Consider the following 14,671-nt stretch of genomic DNA (forward strand, 5'->3'; position numbering starts at 1 on the left):
AAATGGAAGCTTCTAACCTCTTACGCAAACTAGCACAGCGATTATTTGATGATCCGATCGAGCAAGCTGGCTTCATTGATGCGCTCATTCAGCCACAGCCGTTTTCACCTTGCATTTTGTGGTGTCACGATCGCCCGATCGAGCCACCTTTTGAAGTCATTGAACCGCTATCCTGGCAGCCGAAATTTGTCGATCGATTAGCCATTGGCACAAAACCTGGACAGAACGTTTTGCATCAGCAAGGCGATTTTTACTGTCTCGATTTCTCTTCGGTGTTTGCGGCTTCTGTTTTGCAGGCGATCGAGCAACCCATCTCGATTGCGCTGGATATGTGCGCCTCTCCGGGTGGCAAAAGTATCTTTGCGTGGCAAGCTCTACAGCCGGAATTACTGCTTTGTAATGAAGTAATCGGCAAGCGGATCGGCGCACTCGTCTCAAACCTGAAGCGCTGCCGAATTCAGCAGAGTGCAACGCTGAATGTTGATTCTCAGATTTTGGCAAACGAGATTGCGGGCGCGATCGATCTGGTAATCGTGGATGCACCTTGCACAGGTCAATCTTTGCTGGCAAAAGGTGACAAAGCCCTCGGATGTTTTCATCCGGTCAATATCAACAAAAACGCCAATCGGCAAAAGCGAATTTTGGCAAACTCGGCTCAGATTGTTGCGCCACAATGTTACTTAGCCTACATGACTTGTGCCTATTCACTAGAAGAAAATGAACAGGTTGCAGAATGGTTGCTGAGCAAGTTTCCGCAGTTTGAAGCGATCGAAATCCCCCATCTTGCAAGCTATCGATCGCACCTGACAAACTTGCCTTGTTACCGCTTATTTCCGCAGTTTAAATTAGGAGCAGGCAGCTTCACGATTTTGCTGCAAAATCAAGCGGAAGGGAAGCGATCGTCTTTGTCCGATCAGTTTTTATCTAAAGCAAGATTTATATCCTGATGGCTGCAAAAATTGGCGTTATTTCAGATACACATGGTTTGGTTCGCCCAGAAGCGATCGACGCACTTCGAGGCTGCGAATTAATTCTTCATGCAGGCGATATTGGCAAGCCGGAGGTGTTAGAAAAACTGCGATCGATCGCGCCTGTAATTGCGGTGCGCGGCAACAACGATAAAGGCGATTGGGCAGAAGCCATTCCGGAGCAGGAAACGCTGCAAATTGAAGCCGTTTCGATTCATCTGCTGCACATTATTCAAGAGCTTTCGATCGTGCCGCAATCAGCAGGAATTCACCTGATCATCAGCGGCCATTCACATAAACCTTTGATTCAAGAGCGCGCCGGCGTTTTGTATCTCAATCCCGGCAGCGCGGGGCCGCGAAGATTTAAGCTGCCTGTGTCGATCGCCCATCTCCAAATTTGCGATCGCCAAGTCCAAGCCGAAATCATCGAACTCCCGGTTTAATCTTCTTCTGCCGACAGCCGCGATCGCAGGGCGAGCAGTGCCGTCCCAAACGCTGCTTCGGTTTGCGGCGATCGACAGACCGGAACCTTGAGCAGGCGCGATCGGATCTGCATCCACACGTCATTTTTCGCGCCGCCGCCTGCGGTGTAAATCGATCGCACAGGTGTCGCTCCCAGTTCGATCAGCAGATGGTAGCCGCGTGCTTCAATTTGGGCGATGCCTTGCAGCAAACCGTGCAGAAATTCTACTGGATCGGCGGGGCGCGGTTCCAGTCGCGGCGGCAAGTCGGGATCGTTGATCGGAAAGCGATCGCCCGGTTGCAGCAGCGGATAGTAGTTGAGCAGGCTGGGCGGATCGATCGCGATTTGGGCACTGAGGCGATCGAGTTCGGCATCGGTGAAAAACTGACGCAGCACGGCTCCCCCGGTGTTCGATGCGCCGCCGACCAGCCACAGATCGCCGTAACGATGGCTGTAGATGCCGTAGCGGGTATCGTCTACTCGCGTTTCGCTCAGCAGCTTCAGTACCAAAGTGGAACCCAACGAGGTGACGGCTTCACCCGGAAATTGCGCTCCGCTGGCAAGAAAGGCGGCAATGCTGTCGGTCGTTCCGGCGCAAACGTGACAGTCAGGCGGAAAGCCAAAGCGATCGCGCAAATCCGGCAGGACAGGGGCGATCGGTGTTCCGGGCGCAACCACTTGAGGCAGATGAATTGGAAAATCGGGCATCCAGTCGGGATAGCGCAGGTCGCCCACGTCATAGCCGAGTTTGAGGGCGTTGTGGTAGTCGCTGATCCCCAATTGGCCGTGTAGACAAAAGCCCAGCCAGTCCGCCTGATGCAGAAAATAAGCGGGCGGAGCGATCGCCCCCTCATGCAGCCACCACAGCAGTTTCGCCAAGCTGGAAGTCGCGCTGACAACCGTGTGATCGGCAGGCGCGATCGATCGAACGCGATCGAGAACGGCGGATCCTCGCGCATCGCTGTAGAGCAACGGTTCTGCCAGCGGTTCACCTGCTGCATCGCAAATCAAAACGGTGGAAGACGTGCCGTTGATGGCGATCGCTCGCACCTGCTCTCGCAGTCCAGCCGGAATCTGTTCAATCAAATCAAACAAACTCGATCGCCAAAGCTGCCAGTTCGTCGGCTGATCGATCGCCACATTGACGGTCGCTTGAATCGTTTGGGCAGCGTCAATCACAACGGCGCGACTGCCGGACGTGCCAAAGTCAATGCCGAGATACATCATGCGCTTCGATCGCCTGTTTGAGAACCTGACTGACAAGCTGATTGCCTGCGATGCTCAGGTGGATCGAGTCGTAATATAGCGCGGCGGGATGCGGTGCGGTTTGGAAGCGATCGAGCAAATCAATGTAGGAAATTTGTCGCTGAACGGTCAAATCTTGCAGGCGTTGCCGTGCCTGCATTTCATAGTCGCGACTGCCCTCTAGTTCGCGTCGCAAGGGTATCATTGCCAAAATGAAAGCGGCATTGGCTTGAGCGGCGAGGGCGGCAATCTGCGCGATCGCCTGCAAATTCACCCCGACAATATCGCCGGATTCGGCAATCGGCGGCACGGTGGGCGATCGATAGCGGCGAATCAGTTCCGCGATCGCCAAAAGCGGCTTGCGGCTGGGATAGTGGCGATCGCGCCCGACAATGCCCGGATTGGGAGGAGACCCAAACAGATCGTCGGTGTTAATCAGCAGCACAACAACCTGCGACTCAAAGCAGCCAAACCGCTTCAGATAAGCAAGTTCGTTGCGCGGCGACCAAGAACTTGCGGAGGCGTTCAGCACTTCGATCGCGCCTTTGAGCGATCGGCAAATCTGTTCGGAAATCAAATCGGCTTGATCGTGACGACTGCCAAAGGCGATCGAATCGCCCAGCAGCAGGACGCGCAGCGCATCCGGTGGACGAGTTGGACAAATGGCTGGACTCCGCATCGAAAAAGCGTTAATCGCAATGCGCTTGCCGAAGCGTCGGCAGGTTTGATTGGGCGCAAGCAGATAGCCAATTTGGTCATCGGCAAGGTAGAGCAGTGGATTTCCCAGGCCAAAGCATCGCAACAGCAGTTCGATCGCCACTCCCACCCCAATTGCCGCCCAAGCAATTCCACTCACCGTCATAGCAAGATTTCTTTTACGAAAGGGCAATGGCGATCGAAAGTCGCTGGGCATTCTAGGCTCAAGCTCGATCGCACCATTCGATCGAGCGAGGCCGAGTGGGGTACTGCGTTCATGTTGATTCAAAAAGTTCCGATCGCCACACTGCAAAAAATTAGAGCGCATCTTCAGCCCGCCCTCAAGCTGGAGATGCCGCCGATCGCGGATGAACCACCCGATTCGATCGCAGGCTTGAGCGATTTGTTTGCTCGCAGTTTCGATCCAGTTCCCGCACAAGGCTGGCAGTTGAGCGCGATCGATCCCGGTGCGGTGTTGAGCAAACTGCCGGGACTCCAGCTTCAGCCGCACTATCGACTGGTGGGCTATCTGTGGCGAGACGATCGTGGCAGTCGCGGAAAAGTTTGGGCAGTGCCGATCGATCGCGCCACCACAATCGAACTGGAGCGGGCAATTGTGCGATCGGATGCTGCTGCGCCGCCTTGTCCGCCTGCCGCCCTGCCCGACTGGATGCAGGCCATTGAGGGCGATCGATCGCCCGGATCGTTTCTGATTGCTTCCTTGCTGCGGCGCGAACTGCAAGAGTGGGGAGCCAGCGGAACTTACCAAGACTGGAGCTATCATCGCCTGATCGATCGCGTCCCGATCGCCCTACAGCAAGCGGTGGGAGCCGATCGCCTGCAAGATTTGTCACCGCGCTTGCGCCGAATGCCCGATCGCCGCGTGGCCGTTGAATTTTTCACCTGTCGAATGCTGTCTCCGGTGCAGATTTTTCGCCATGTGGATTTGTTTAGCGCGGCAGACTACACGGTAAGCAGTCTCGATCGCGAAGTTCTGCTGTGAGCAGCAAGCGAATCAGTTCGCTCCCAAAATCAAATTCAGTCGCCGCTGAGCATTGGCAAGCGCCTCGCTCGGCGTTTGTTTTTGCAGCAAAACGGCTTCGATCGCTCGTCCCAAGCTGTCCGAAATGCGATTGTATCCGGGGGCGATCGGGCGCGATCGTCCGGTTTCGGCCTGATCGAGAAAAACGCTCAAAGCAGGCTGTTGGCGGACGAATGCTTGATAGTCGGGACTTTGGCGCGATCGCAAATTCACGGGCAAATATCCGGTTCCGATCGCCCACTGCGTCTGAAATTCCTCACTCAAGACAAATTCGGCAAACGTAAAGGCGGCTCGTTCGCGATCGGGCGTGGTTTTGAGAATGAACAAATTCTCGCCGCCGATGCTCGTAGACGGCTTTTCGCCAACCGGAATCGGCATGACGGCAAAATCCACTCCGGTCGGCTGCAACTGTCCCAAAGTCCAGGGGCCAGTTAGCTGCATTGCCACTTTGCCTGTCAAGAAGCGATCGAGTTCATAACCCCGCTCCGGCTCCGACAGGACGGCAGACTCGTCCTGCACCAAATCCTGCCAAAGTTGCAGCGCAGCTTCGGCGGATGGCGTTGCCAGGTTGAGATGTCCATCGGCGTCAAACAGTTCGCCGTTCGCGCTCCACAAGAAAGAGAGCCACATAAACACCGACCATTCGCCTTTGCCCAGCGGCAGCAAAATTCCGTGTCGATCGCTTGCCGTTAGCTGCTTTGCCACCTGCCGCAGTTCGTCCCAGGTGCGCGGCAAATCTTCAATTCCGGCAGCTTCAAACAGGCTCGGTCGGTAGAAAATCCCGACATTATTGACGCCAAACGGAACTGACCAGGTGTGCCCTTCCCACTGCATCGACTCAAACAGAGCCGGATCGATCTCGGCTTTGAGCGGCGATCGATCCAGCCAATCTTCGATCGATCGAATCGCATCGAGTTCGACCAACTGTCCGGTAATCGTCGGCGCAAACCACAGCAAATCCGGCTGAGCATTGCCGACCACAGCGGCGAGAATTTTCGGCATCTGCTGATCGCCCTGTCCGGCATAGATCGATTCCACTTGAATTTGCGGATGCGTCGCGTTAAATCGATCGACCAGCGTTTGCAGCACATCGCGATTTGGCGGCGGATTGACGCCCTGCCACAAGGTCAGGTGAATCACGTTGTCATTCGGCGCAGGCTGACAGGCGGTGAGCAGCAGCACGAGGCTGAGCGCGAATTTGGCGATCGATTGCCACATCACTGAATTCTCATCGGTTTGTTCTTCATTATTTCGCGATCGCGGCGTTCAGGCGCTAGGGGTTAGCGGAACAGCCGACACCCAACACCCATTTCCGACTATGATCAAATGTGAACGAACTTGAATTCACTGATTCACATCACGCTATGGATATCTTGACGCTGGGCTGGGTTTCGCTGCTGGTGGTTTTCACCTTTTCGGTTTCGCTGGTCGTCTGGGGTCGCAACGGTTTCTAAGGCATGGCCGAACCTTCGATTCTCACCATTCTGGCGTTTTCTGCGCTGGGGCTGATGCTTGCCGTTACAGGTGGCGTCGCCTATCTGACGGCGGCGGAATGGCGCGATCGCCGTCGTCGTGAACGCGAAGAAAAACAGCAGCGATCGCGCCCCAAACCAAAAGCGCGTCGCCGCTAACTTACTTTCAACAAAAAGCAGGGCATTCCATCCGGGGACGCCCTGCTTTTTGGCGATTACTGAAAACTTGGCTATTCGCTGACTGAAACCAGGTCAGCCGCTTCGATCGCCTGAAGCGGACGCACGTTCACAACCAGATTCGGAACGACGCTGCCAATGTTGCGCTGAACATGAATGATCCGCGAGGCGGTGACTTCGTATTTTTCCGCGATCGCTTCGAGCGCGTTCATCAGCGATTCGCCTGCATCTTCGGCGATCGCGCCTGCTTTCACAAATCCAGACAGATTCGGTTCAACGACCAAGACGCGATCGGGATGAACGGTTTTGATGAAGTAGTCGTGAGATTCGATCGACGCTTCAATGTTAAGCGCAGCAGTCACAAGCAGCGCAAGGCTGAAGGTAATGGCGATGAGAGGGGCAAGCAGCTTTTTCATAAAACCTGTGAGGCAGCTAGAAAAAATGGCAGCGGAGCCATGTCACAACTCCGACTGCCTGAATGTTAACGCAGTTTGAACTTTTGTAAGGTATTTTTACAAAATATTTTGCTGAAACTAGACGTTGATGGCGTTCATGCGGCTCAAGAAGGCGCGGAGGCGATCGCTGCTGGGCGAGGTGAGAACTTCGCGGGCGTTGCCTTGTTCTTCGATGTAGCCTTGGTTGAGAAAGAAGACGCGATCGGCTACTTCGCGAGCAAACTGCATTTCGTGCGTCACAATTACCATCGTCATGCCTTCTCCGGCTAGCTGCTTCATCACTTCCAGCACTTCGCCAACCAGCTCCGGGTCAAGGGCGCTCGTCGGTTCATCAAACAGCATCACTTTTGGCTTCATGCACAGGGCACGAGCGATCGCCACGCGCTGCTTTTGTCCGCCGGAAAGCTGGTCAGGATAAGCGTTTGCTTTTTCAGCCAGGCCAACTTTGTCCAAGTAGAATCGCGCCATGCGTGCGCTTTCTTTGTCGTCATGCTGAAGAACTTTGCGCGGTGCGATCGTCAAGTTGTCCAGCACGGTCATGTGGGGAAACAGGTTGAACTGCTGAAACACCATGCCGACGTTGGCGCGGAGTTGGCGCAACTGCTTCGTGCTCATTTTAGGAGCCGAAAGATCAATATTGTCTACAATTAGCCTGCCGCCGCTAATCGCTTCAAGACGGTTGAAGCAGCGCAGCAGCGTGCTTTTGCCGCAGCCCGAAGGCCCGATGATCGACACAACTTCACCGAAGTGAATCTGGCCGCTCATGCCTTTTAGGACTTGCAGCGGGCCGAAACTTTTCTTAACGTCTTGAAAAATGATGGCGGGTTCGGCGCTGTTCATGATGTTTCGTAATGAATAATCTTAACAATCTAATCATTAGCTGTTCGCTAATACGTTATTGCTAGCACATTTCGCTCTTCCTGAAGCAACGAATTAGCAGGCGTTGGACGGCACTGCGACTTTAGTATCAAGCTGCACAAAATCGATCGAAAGCCTGCGCTACTACGGAGTTGATGTAGCCCACTTTGCACATCGTAATGTGTTTCCTAAGACACATGAATATCTCTACAGAGGGGCATGATCTGCGCCCAAAGTTAGTACAATAGCGCCATTTAAGATGTTTCACCTTCTGACAAAGCAATGGTTAGATTGACTCGATCGCGTTTTCTACGACAGCTTACGGCTGGATTTTTGGGTTTATTTTGTGCGCTGGTGTTTGCCGCTTGTGGGTCGAGCACAACGCCTGCGGGTGGTGATGCGGCCAGCACGGGCGCAAGTCCGGCAGCAGGCGGCGCAGCCGACACCTTGACATTTGCAATTGAACCGACGTTTGCCCCGTTTGAATTTAATGACAGCAACGGCCAATTGACCGGATTTGACGTTGATTTGCTCAACGCGATCGGCAAAGAAGCCGGATTCACCGTCAACTATCAAACCGCGCAGTTTGACGGCATGATTCCCGCTTTGCAGGCAGGCACGATCGATGGAGCGATCAGCGCCATGACGATCAAACCGGAGCGGGCGCAGGTGGTCGATTTCTCCAGACCCTACTATCGATCGGGTTTGGCGATCGCCGTGCAGTCTTCTAATACCGACATCACTTCGTTTGATCATCTTTCTGGCAAGCGGATCGCAGCGCAAACGGGTACGACCGGAGCAAGCAAGGCGGAAGAAGCCAATGGTGACGTTCGCCTGTTTGACAACTTGCCGCTCGCGCTGCAAGAGCTTTCCAACGGCAACGTGGATGCGGTCGTTCACGATGCCCCTGCGATTCTCTATGCGATCAAAACGGGCAGCGTTAAAAACATCAAAACAGTGGGTGACTTGCTGACCGAGGAATACTACGGCATTCCGCTTCCCAAAGGTTCACCAAACCTGGAGCGCGTCAACCAAGGTTTGACCGCCATCATTGAAAACGGAACTTACGCCGAAATCTACCGCAAGTGGTTTGGTGCAGAACCGCCAGAACTGCCGGAAACAGCACCGGGAATTCAATAAATCGCTCGCTGGCGATCGCTCTTGTTTGATTGGGGCGATCGCTTTTTCCATTCATTTCCTTAATTCATCTCCTTAATCTTGCTGTGGAACAATCGATCCAAGTTATTCGTGATGCGCTGCCAACGCTACTCCAAGGACTGCTGATCACCCTTTGGCTGACTGCCGCGACGAGCGTGATAGGCCTGATTCTCGGTTCGCTACTGGGAATTGCACGAGTGTCAGCCAGTGCGCCTTTACGTTTTTTTGCCCGCGCCTATATTGACTTTTTTCGCGGAACGCCGCTGCTGGTGCAACTGCTGATTATCTACTTCGGCATTCCCGGTTTGTTGGCGACTTTCAATAGTCCAATTCGGATGGAGCGTTGGGTGGCGGCGATCGTTGCTTTGAGCCTGAATGCCGCCGCATACATCGGTGAAATTGTGAGAGGAGGCATTCAGTCGATCGAAGCGGGACAGCGCGAAGCGTCTGAGTCGCTCGGCCTCAGTCGAACACAGACAATGCGCTACATCATTTTTCCGCAGGCGTTTCGCCGAATGATTCCCCCACTTGGCAACGAATTTATCTCGCTACTCAAAGACACCAGTTTGGTTTCGGTGATCAGCTACCAAGAACTGCTGCAAAGCGGCAGAATCGTTGTGGCTCGCACCTACCGCGCTTTTGAGATTTACATTGCTGTTGCGGTCATCTATCTAATTTTGATACTGCTAGCTTCGCGCGTAATCGAGTATGTGGAGCGGCGGATGAATCCGGTCGAGCGGGCGAAGCGCAAACCCGCCTCGGCATCAGCAAATATGTCAATTGATGGCGGCGACCACCCCGCAGAACTGTAGCATCGGTCACGTAAAATAGAGACGGTTTCGATCGATCGCATCATGACCCACGCCACCGATCTTCTGACGCTTGGCCGCTGGATGGCAGCCGACTTTAGCAACCAGGCGCAAGCATACGAAAACCCACCGTTTTTCGCGCATATTCGCGTTTGTATGCGTCCGCTGCCGTCCGATCTGTTGGGCGGAATGAGCTTTTTCGTCGAGCAGGCGTATGATTTCACGCTCAACGACCCCTATCGCCTGCGCGTCCTCAAGCTGATTGACGCTGGAGATCACATTGCGATCGAAAACTACACCGTTTCCGACGAAAAAGCGTTCTACGGCGCATCGCGACATCTCGATCGCCTCCAAGCTCTCAAAGCCGATCAGCTTCAAAAACTTTCCGGCTGCAACATGATCGTTCAGTGGACAGGCCACAGCTTCAAGGGCACGGTTGAACCGGGAAAAGGCTGCATCGTGACGCGCAAAGGCCATACGACCTATCTCGACAGCGAATTTGAAATCGACGAGAAACTGTTTACGAGCCTCGATCGCGGACGTGACCCCGAAACGGATGAACACATTTGGGGATCGGTCGCCGGACCGTTCGAGTTCGTTCGCCGCACCAGCTATGCGGATGAAGTTAAGCTTTAGCCATTTTTACGATTGGCAGAATTCACTCAGTCAAGCGAGGATAGTAGGCAACTCCGCCGCTGCCGCCGCATGACTTTTCTGCAATCGATCGCGATCGCCCTTTTGATTTGCCTCAGTTGCGCTTGGCCTGCCGCTGCGGATGCGCCAATCTGCCGCAGTGTCAACGGGCAGGAAATTTGTATCCTCAGTATCAAGCGCAGCGCAAAAAATTATTGGGAATATCGAGCCACTGTGAGCATTGACGGGCAGGCGCGATCGTGGCGTTCCGGAACGGTATCGATCGAGAAATATAACTGTCGCGATCGAATTCGGATTCGGCAAAATGGTCGATCTGTGCCGTTTGAGCCGCAGGGTGTAGGGGAATTGCTCTGCCGTTTAGCGCATCAGAAGCGACGGTAAGAGTCGATCGCGCTCCCGGAAATGTCAGCAAATCATAGCCAAAACCTTTAAAAAAACCGCTCGGCTGTCGAAGTTTGGTGAAGACACTGTAGAAATCTGCGGATGTTGCATCTTTCTAATGGAAGATTTAACCGAAACACGGGCAATATATTAACGGGACACTTTTTTTGCGCTTGCGATCGTCGAGCGCGAGTCCAGCCCACTCCACTCCTCCACCTCGTAATTGCTTTCATGGCTTCTAACCCAAACAAGAACTTCTTCCCCCTCTGGCAGTTCCTCAATCAGCGCATTCTAGACGCGCAAGCTCCGGTCATTCTCAATCCGCGCCGCTTCTGGCATGTCTATCGCATCAACCATCTGGAACGCTGCTTGTCCTGTGCATTTCGGCCTGAAGAACGTCGCCGCAGCTAGTTTTTACGATTTTCTCGGTGCTGTAGCTGCCCTTTGCCAAAGTTGCGAGGGCAGTTTTTTTGGCTTTCGTTCTGCATCCGATCGCGCCTCGCGTCCTCAAAATCTTACTTTCGCTACATCCATCCTGCTGGAGTTGTCCCCGATACTAACACCAGACAGAATGGAACAGATAAAAGAATAATGGCGCAAGTTTGGCTTTGGATTGGTGTAGCGGGCATGGCGATCGGCTCTGTCGTGTTTGGCTGGGGAGCGCACAATGCGCGGAGCGATCGCTGGAAAATCATTTATTTACTCAACTTCTTCATCTGCCTGATTGCGGCTGGGCTGTATCTGACAATGGCGCTCGGCCAAGGATTCAACATCGTTCACGATCGCCCCACCTTCTGGGTGCGCTATGTCACCTGGTTCCTTTCAACCCCTCTCCTATTGCTGGATTTGGCCTACTTGGGCAGCAGCAGCCTACCGCTGACTGCTAGTCTGATCGGGTCGAACGCCTTTATGATTGCGACGGGCTTCGTGGCGACGATGACAGACAAGCCCAAAAACTACATTTGGTACATCGTCAGTTGCTTTGCGTATCTGGCAGTTGCCTATCTGCTGGTGCAGCCTTATCGCGTTGAAGCGGTTCGCCAGCATCCCCGCGCCAAAAAAGCCTTCACCAAGCTGCTGACGGTTCACCTCGTCCTATGGACGCTGTACCCCGTTGTGTGGATTCTCGCCAGCACAGGCTTCAACGTGATTGAGCAGGCGGGCGAAGCGTTTGGCTACACCTCGCTGGATTTGCTGTCTAAAGTGGGCTTTGGCTTCTTGTCACTCAACACGATGAGTACGTTGGAAAAAGCGGACGAAGCACCGTCACCGCAGTACGAATCCGCGATCTAACCCTTCTGCCAAGCGGCGATCGCCAAGCAGCCCCAGCCAATCATGAAGGCCAAACCGCCGATCGGGGCGATCGCTCCCAGCCACTTCACCCCGCCCAAACTCAAAGCGTACAAACTGCCGCAAAACAGCGCGATTCCCGCGATGAACGCAAAGGCAGAAGCGGTGAGCAAGGGCTGCGGCTGGCTGCGGGCGAGGCTAGCGACCAGCAGAATTGCCAGCGCGTGATACATCTGGTAGCGGGCGGCAGTTTCAAAAATTTGCAGCGATCGATCGCTCAGCTTCTCTCCCAGCGCATGAGCGCCAAACGCTCCGGCTGCAACCGAAGTTCCACCCAAAATGGCGGCGATCGTGATTAAAACTTGATTGAGCATGGTGGAATAGCCTTTTTCTTCAGCGTAGGAGATGACAGGCGGATTGGGCGATCGCGCTAGGATGACAAAACGAATTTTTGTGGAGAATCCTCGATCGTGACTTTTGCTACCGCTCCGATTTTTTCGCCCTCTTCCGCGTGGACAATCGTTGCTCGTCGGGTCGATCGCGCCCGTTCTGCCCTTGGATCTGTGCCGCCGTCCAGTTTGGTGCTGCTGTCGAGCTTCATTATTCAAATCAGCAACATCTTTGCCAAGTCGCTGTTTAGCAGCTTGGGATCGGTGGGGACGACCTTTCTGTGTAAGGCGATCGCCGCTGTGCTGCTGGTGGCGATCGCGCGTCCGCAGTGGAAAGGACATTCGCGGCAAACCTATTGGATCTTGGGCACGATGGGCTTGTCGATGGCAGGCATGGGCTTGTCGTATTTGGGCGCGATCGATCGAATTCCGCTGGGTGTCGCTTCGACGCTGGAATTTGTGGGGCCGTTGGGCGTATCGGTAATTGGGTCGCGCAAACGGCTCGATTTGGTTTGGGTGAGTTTGGCGGCGGCAGGAATTTTGCTGCTCAATCCGATCGCCGTGACCACGCTTGATCCGCTGGGCGTGATGCTAGCCTTATCGTCCGGCTTGTGCTGGGCTTGCTACATCTTTAGCTCTGGGGCGATCGCTCGCAGTCTACCGGGAGGCAATGGTTTATCGCTGGCGATGGTGATTGCGACGCTGATTCTGTTCATCCCCGGAGTGGCAGCGGGCGGAAGTGCATTGCTTCATCCGAGCGTGTTGCTAATCGGACTGGCGGCGGCTAGTTTGGGAACCGTTTTGCCCTACACGCTGGAGTTTGAAGCGGTGAGGAGGATGCCGCCTCGCGTGTTTGGCGTGTTGGTGAGCATTGAGCCTGCGATCGCTGCGCTGGTTGGTTTCCTGTTCCTGCATGAAACTCTGACGCTGCAAACATTGCTGGCAACCGTGCTGGTGACAACGGCGGCGATTGGCGTAACTTTGTTTGGGCGATCGCCTTCTTCGCACTAACGCTCGTGCCGCTAGAGTAGTGAAATGGATGCAAAAGTTCTAGCGGCGATCGGATTTTTTCAGCGGCAGGCGGCTTCGTTGCTGCTCTATCAAGACGTGTTGAGCGGCAAAATCGCGCAGACATTTGGCGAACTGCTGGCCGCGCTGAGTGCGCCCACTGCCAATCCGATCGCCATCCTGACTGCTTATGGAGCATGGTTTGCGGCTCAAGCGGCGGCAGGACAAAGCTGGCAGGAATATTTGCTGCGGGAAATTTTGCAGGCCGATAATCCGTTCTCTCAGCAGGCGCAGCGGCTCGAATTGGGAGCGCTCAATCCAGCTTTGTTGACGGCGGTTCAGCATGACTTGCGATCGTTGCAGCAGCTTTATCACTGTGAGGGCGATCGCCTCAGTCAGTGGGTGCAGCAGGCGACCGGAACCACTCTGCCCAGTTGGGAGCGGCAGGACGGCAAGCCGCACGGCAGACTGCGCGATATTCGGCAACTGCCTCTGTGGATCAAGCTGGAGGGCGGCAGCGATTGGGGCGAGGCGATCGCCGACCTCGCCCAATACTACCGAAAAGCCGGAATCGGCATTTTTGCTCGACATCACGCGATGCGCTGGCAGGCTGGGAAGCTGATCGGCATTGCCTATCCTGACCCGATTCGCCTGCATGAACTAATCGGCTATGAATCGCAGCAGGCCGCATTGGTACAAAATACGCAGGCGCTTTTGGCTGGATATCCGGCTTTGCACGTTTTGCTGTATGGCAGTCGCGGCACGGGGAAATCTTCGCTGATTAAAGCTTTGCTGCATCGATTTGGCGATCGCGGCCTCCGCCTGATTGAAGTGGCAAAAGCGGATTTGCAGGATTTGCAGCTCATTATTGAGCAGGTGCGCCACAGTCCGCAAAAGTTCATTTTGTTTGTGGATGACTTGTCGTTTGAGGAAGACGAAGATGCTTACAAAGCGCTAAAAGTTGTGCTGGAAGGGAATTTGACGGCGCGATCGCAAAATGTCGTGGTCTACGCCACGTCAAACCGACGGCATTTGATTCGCGAATTTTTTGGAGACCGTCCTCGTCCTCGCGATGCGGATGAAGTTCACGCTTGGGACACGGTTCAGGAAAAATTGTCGTTTAGCGATCGCTTTGGCCTCACCTTAACGTTTGAACCCGCCGACCAAGATACCTATTTGCAGATGGTGCGCCACCTCGCCCAGCTTGCTCACCTGACGATTTCGCCTGCCGAACTCGATCGCCGCGCTCTGCAATGGGCAACGCAGCACAATGGGCGATCGGGTCGAACTGCTCGCCAGTTTATCGATTTCCTTCAGTCGGATGGAGTGAATCAAACGCTTCAGTCGCCGTCTGCCTAGAGTTTTTCACGCTGTCGATCGCATCGGTTTCGGCAATTTCTCGTCAGTTTTTCCACTGGAATTCATGAAGACTTAAATCTCAATCAATTGAGTCAAGTAATCTTCGATTTTGCTTTGCGCCCTGCACTTTATATGAATTTAAAGAGTGGTGAGGGCAGATAGGGCAGCAAGAATAAAGGGATAACCCGTAATCGAAGCAATCATCGGAGCGCTTAGTGGATCGAGTCATTGACCGATTTTGGTTTGC

At 54.2% G+C, this 14,671-nt stretch carries 19 protein-coding genes; 13 read left to right on the forward strand and 6 right to left on the reverse strand.

Going from position 1 to position 14,671, the window contains the following annotated elements:
• The first annotated feature begins 2 nt into the window (after nucleotides 1-2).
• Both H6F67_RS16580 and H6F67_RS16585 read left to right on the forward strand, forming a co-directional pair.
• On the forward strand, nucleotides 3-947 hold the full coding sequence (locus H6F67_RS16580; protein WP_190767725.1) for an RsmB/NOP family class I SAM-dependent RNA methyltransferase: 945 nt from the start codon (nucleotides 3-5) through the stop codon (nucleotides 945-947).
• A complete protein-coding gene (locus H6F67_RS16585) occupies nucleotides 947-1,411 on the forward strand; it encodes a metallophosphoesterase family protein (protein ID WP_190767726.1) in 465 nt (154 codons plus the stop codon). Before H6F67_RS16580 ends, H6F67_RS16585 begins: the two co-directional genes overlap by 1 nt.
• On the opposite strand, the gene H6F67_RS16590 is transcribed toward H6F67_RS16585, so the two are convergent.
• Together H6F67_RS16590 and H6F67_RS16595 are read right to left on the reverse strand one after the other, a co-directional pair.
• Nucleotides 1,408-2,658 (reverse strand): FGGY-family carbohydrate kinase, encoded by a 1,251-nt coding sequence (locus H6F67_RS16590; protein WP_190767727.1) that lies wholly within the window; start codon nucleotides 2,656-2,658, stop codon nucleotides 1,408-1,410. The genes H6F67_RS16585 and H6F67_RS16590 overlap by 4 nt on opposite strands.
• Entirely contained in the window at nucleotides 2,639-3,538 is a 900-nt protein-coding gene (locus H6F67_RS16595) for an SGNH/GDSL hydrolase family protein (RefSeq protein WP_199304465.1), read from the reverse strand. Before H6F67_RS16595 ends, H6F67_RS16590 begins: the two co-directional genes overlap by 20 nt.
• 111 nt (nucleotides 3,539-3,649) lie before the next feature.
• Between H6F67_RS16595 and H6F67_RS16600 the strand changes: the two genes are divergently transcribed.
• The gene (locus H6F67_RS16600) at nucleotides 3,650-4,375 is read left to right on the forward strand and encodes a hypothetical protein (protein WP_190767728.1); all 726 of its coding nucleotides are present in this window, start codon (nucleotides 3,650-3,652) and stop codon (nucleotides 4,373-4,375) included.
• 12 nt (nucleotides 4,376-4,387) lie between these two features.
• Here H6F67_RS16600 and H6F67_RS16605 read toward each other — a convergent pair whose 3' ends face one another.
• Nucleotides 4,388-5,632: an ABC transporter substrate-binding protein gene (locus H6F67_RS16605; protein ID WP_190767729.1), complete on the reverse strand. Its 1,245-nt coding sequence runs from the start codon at nucleotides 5,630-5,632 to the stop codon at nucleotides 4,388-4,390.
• 146 nt (nucleotides 5,633-5,778) lie between these two features.
• Between H6F67_RS16605 and petN the strand changes: the two genes are divergently transcribed.
• Together petN and H6F67_RS16615 are read left to right on the forward strand one after the other, a co-directional pair.
• Entirely contained in the window at nucleotides 5,779-5,868 is a 90-nt protein-coding gene (gene petN, locus H6F67_RS16610; protein ID WP_190767730.1) for a cytochrome b6-f complex subunit PetN, read from the forward strand.
• Nucleotides 5,869-5,871: 3 nt separating this feature from the next.
• Complete coding sequence (locus tag H6F67_RS16615) at nucleotides 5,872-6,045, forward strand: hypothetical protein (RefSeq protein ID WP_190767731.1); 174 nt, start codon at nucleotides 5,872-5,874, stop codon at nucleotides 6,043-6,045.
• A gap of 71 nt (nucleotides 6,046-6,116) precedes the next feature.
• Here the strand turns inward: H6F67_RS16615 and H6F67_RS16620 are convergent, their stop codons facing one another.
• Nucleotides 6,117-6,479: a hypothetical protein gene (locus H6F67_RS16620; protein ID WP_190767732.1), complete on the reverse strand. Its 363-nt coding sequence runs from the start codon at nucleotides 6,477-6,479 to the stop codon at nucleotides 6,117-6,119.
• 117 nt (nucleotides 6,480-6,596) lie between these two features.
• Nucleotides 6,597-7,358, reverse strand: a complete 762-nt coding sequence (locus tag H6F67_RS16625; protein ID WP_190767733.1) for an amino acid ABC transporter ATP-binding protein — start codon at nucleotides 7,356-7,358, stop codon at nucleotides 6,597-6,599.
• Nucleotides 7,359-7,658: 300 nt separating this feature from the next.
• Here H6F67_RS16625 and H6F67_RS16630 point away from each other — a divergent pair, with 300 nt between their 5' ends.
• The 6 genes from H6F67_RS16630 (at nucleotide 7,659) to H6F67_RS16655 (ending at nucleotide 11,671) form a co-directional block, all read left to right on the forward strand.
• Nucleotides 7,659-8,516 carry a basic amino acid ABC transporter substrate-binding protein gene (locus H6F67_RS16630; protein ID WP_190767734.1) on the forward strand — a complete coding sequence of 286 codons (858 nt, stop codon included), beginning with the start codon at nucleotides 7,659-7,661 and terminating at the stop codon, nucleotides 8,514-8,516.
• 83 nt (nucleotides 8,517-8,599) lie between these two features.
• On the forward strand, nucleotides 8,600-9,346 hold the full coding sequence (locus tag H6F67_RS16635) for an amino acid ABC transporter permease (RefSeq protein WP_190767735.1): 747 nt from the start codon (nucleotides 8,600-8,602) through the stop codon (nucleotides 9,344-9,346).
• 42 nt (nucleotides 9,347-9,388) lie between these two features.
• Nucleotides 9,389-9,979 (forward strand): chromophore lyase CpcT/CpeT, encoded by a 591-nt coding sequence (locus tag H6F67_RS16640; protein WP_190767736.1) that lies wholly within the window; start codon nucleotides 9,389-9,391, stop codon nucleotides 9,977-9,979.
• A 69-nt stretch (nucleotides 9,980-10,048) separates the two neighbouring features.
• Entirely contained in the window at nucleotides 10,049-10,378 is a 330-nt protein-coding gene (locus H6F67_RS16645) for a hypothetical protein (protein ID WP_190767737.1), read from the forward strand.
• Between the two features lie 231 nt (nucleotides 10,379-10,609).
• Nucleotides 10,610-10,789: a hypothetical protein gene (locus H6F67_RS16650; RefSeq protein ID WP_190767738.1), complete on the forward strand. Its 180-nt coding sequence runs from the start codon at nucleotides 10,610-10,612 to the stop codon at nucleotides 10,787-10,789.
• Between the two features lie 180 nt (nucleotides 10,790-10,969).
• Nucleotides 10,970-11,671, forward strand: a complete 702-nt coding sequence (locus H6F67_RS16655) for a bacteriorhodopsin (protein WP_190767739.1) — start codon at nucleotides 10,970-10,972, stop codon at nucleotides 11,669-11,671.
• On the opposite strand, the gene H6F67_RS16660 is transcribed toward H6F67_RS16655, so the two are convergent.
• Nucleotides 11,668-12,042, reverse strand: a complete 375-nt coding sequence (locus H6F67_RS16660) for a DUF423 domain-containing protein (RefSeq protein ID WP_190767740.1) — start codon at nucleotides 12,040-12,042, stop codon at nucleotides 11,668-11,670. The genes H6F67_RS16655 and H6F67_RS16660 overlap by 4 nt on opposite strands.
• Nucleotides 12,043-12,138: 96 nt before the next feature.
• Here H6F67_RS16660 and H6F67_RS28365 point away from each other — a divergent pair, with 96 nt between their 5' ends.
• Complete coding sequence (locus H6F67_RS28365; protein ID WP_199304467.1) at nucleotides 12,139-13,068, forward strand: DMT family transporter; 930 nt, start codon at nucleotides 12,139-12,141, stop codon at nucleotides 13,066-13,068.
• 24 nt (nucleotides 13,069-13,092) lie between these two features.
• The gene (locus H6F67_RS16670) at nucleotides 13,093-14,424 is read left to right on the forward strand and encodes an ATP-binding protein (protein WP_190767741.1); all 1,332 of its coding nucleotides are present in this window, start codon (nucleotides 13,093-13,095) and stop codon (nucleotides 14,422-14,424) included.
• Nucleotides 14,425-14,671: the final 247 nt, after the last annotated feature.

Origin of the sequence: Microcoleus sp. FACHB-1515, assembly GCF_014696105.1 — a bacterium.
GTDB lineage: Bacteria > Cyanobacteriota > Cyanobacteriia > Elainellales > Elainellaceae > JAAUTJ01.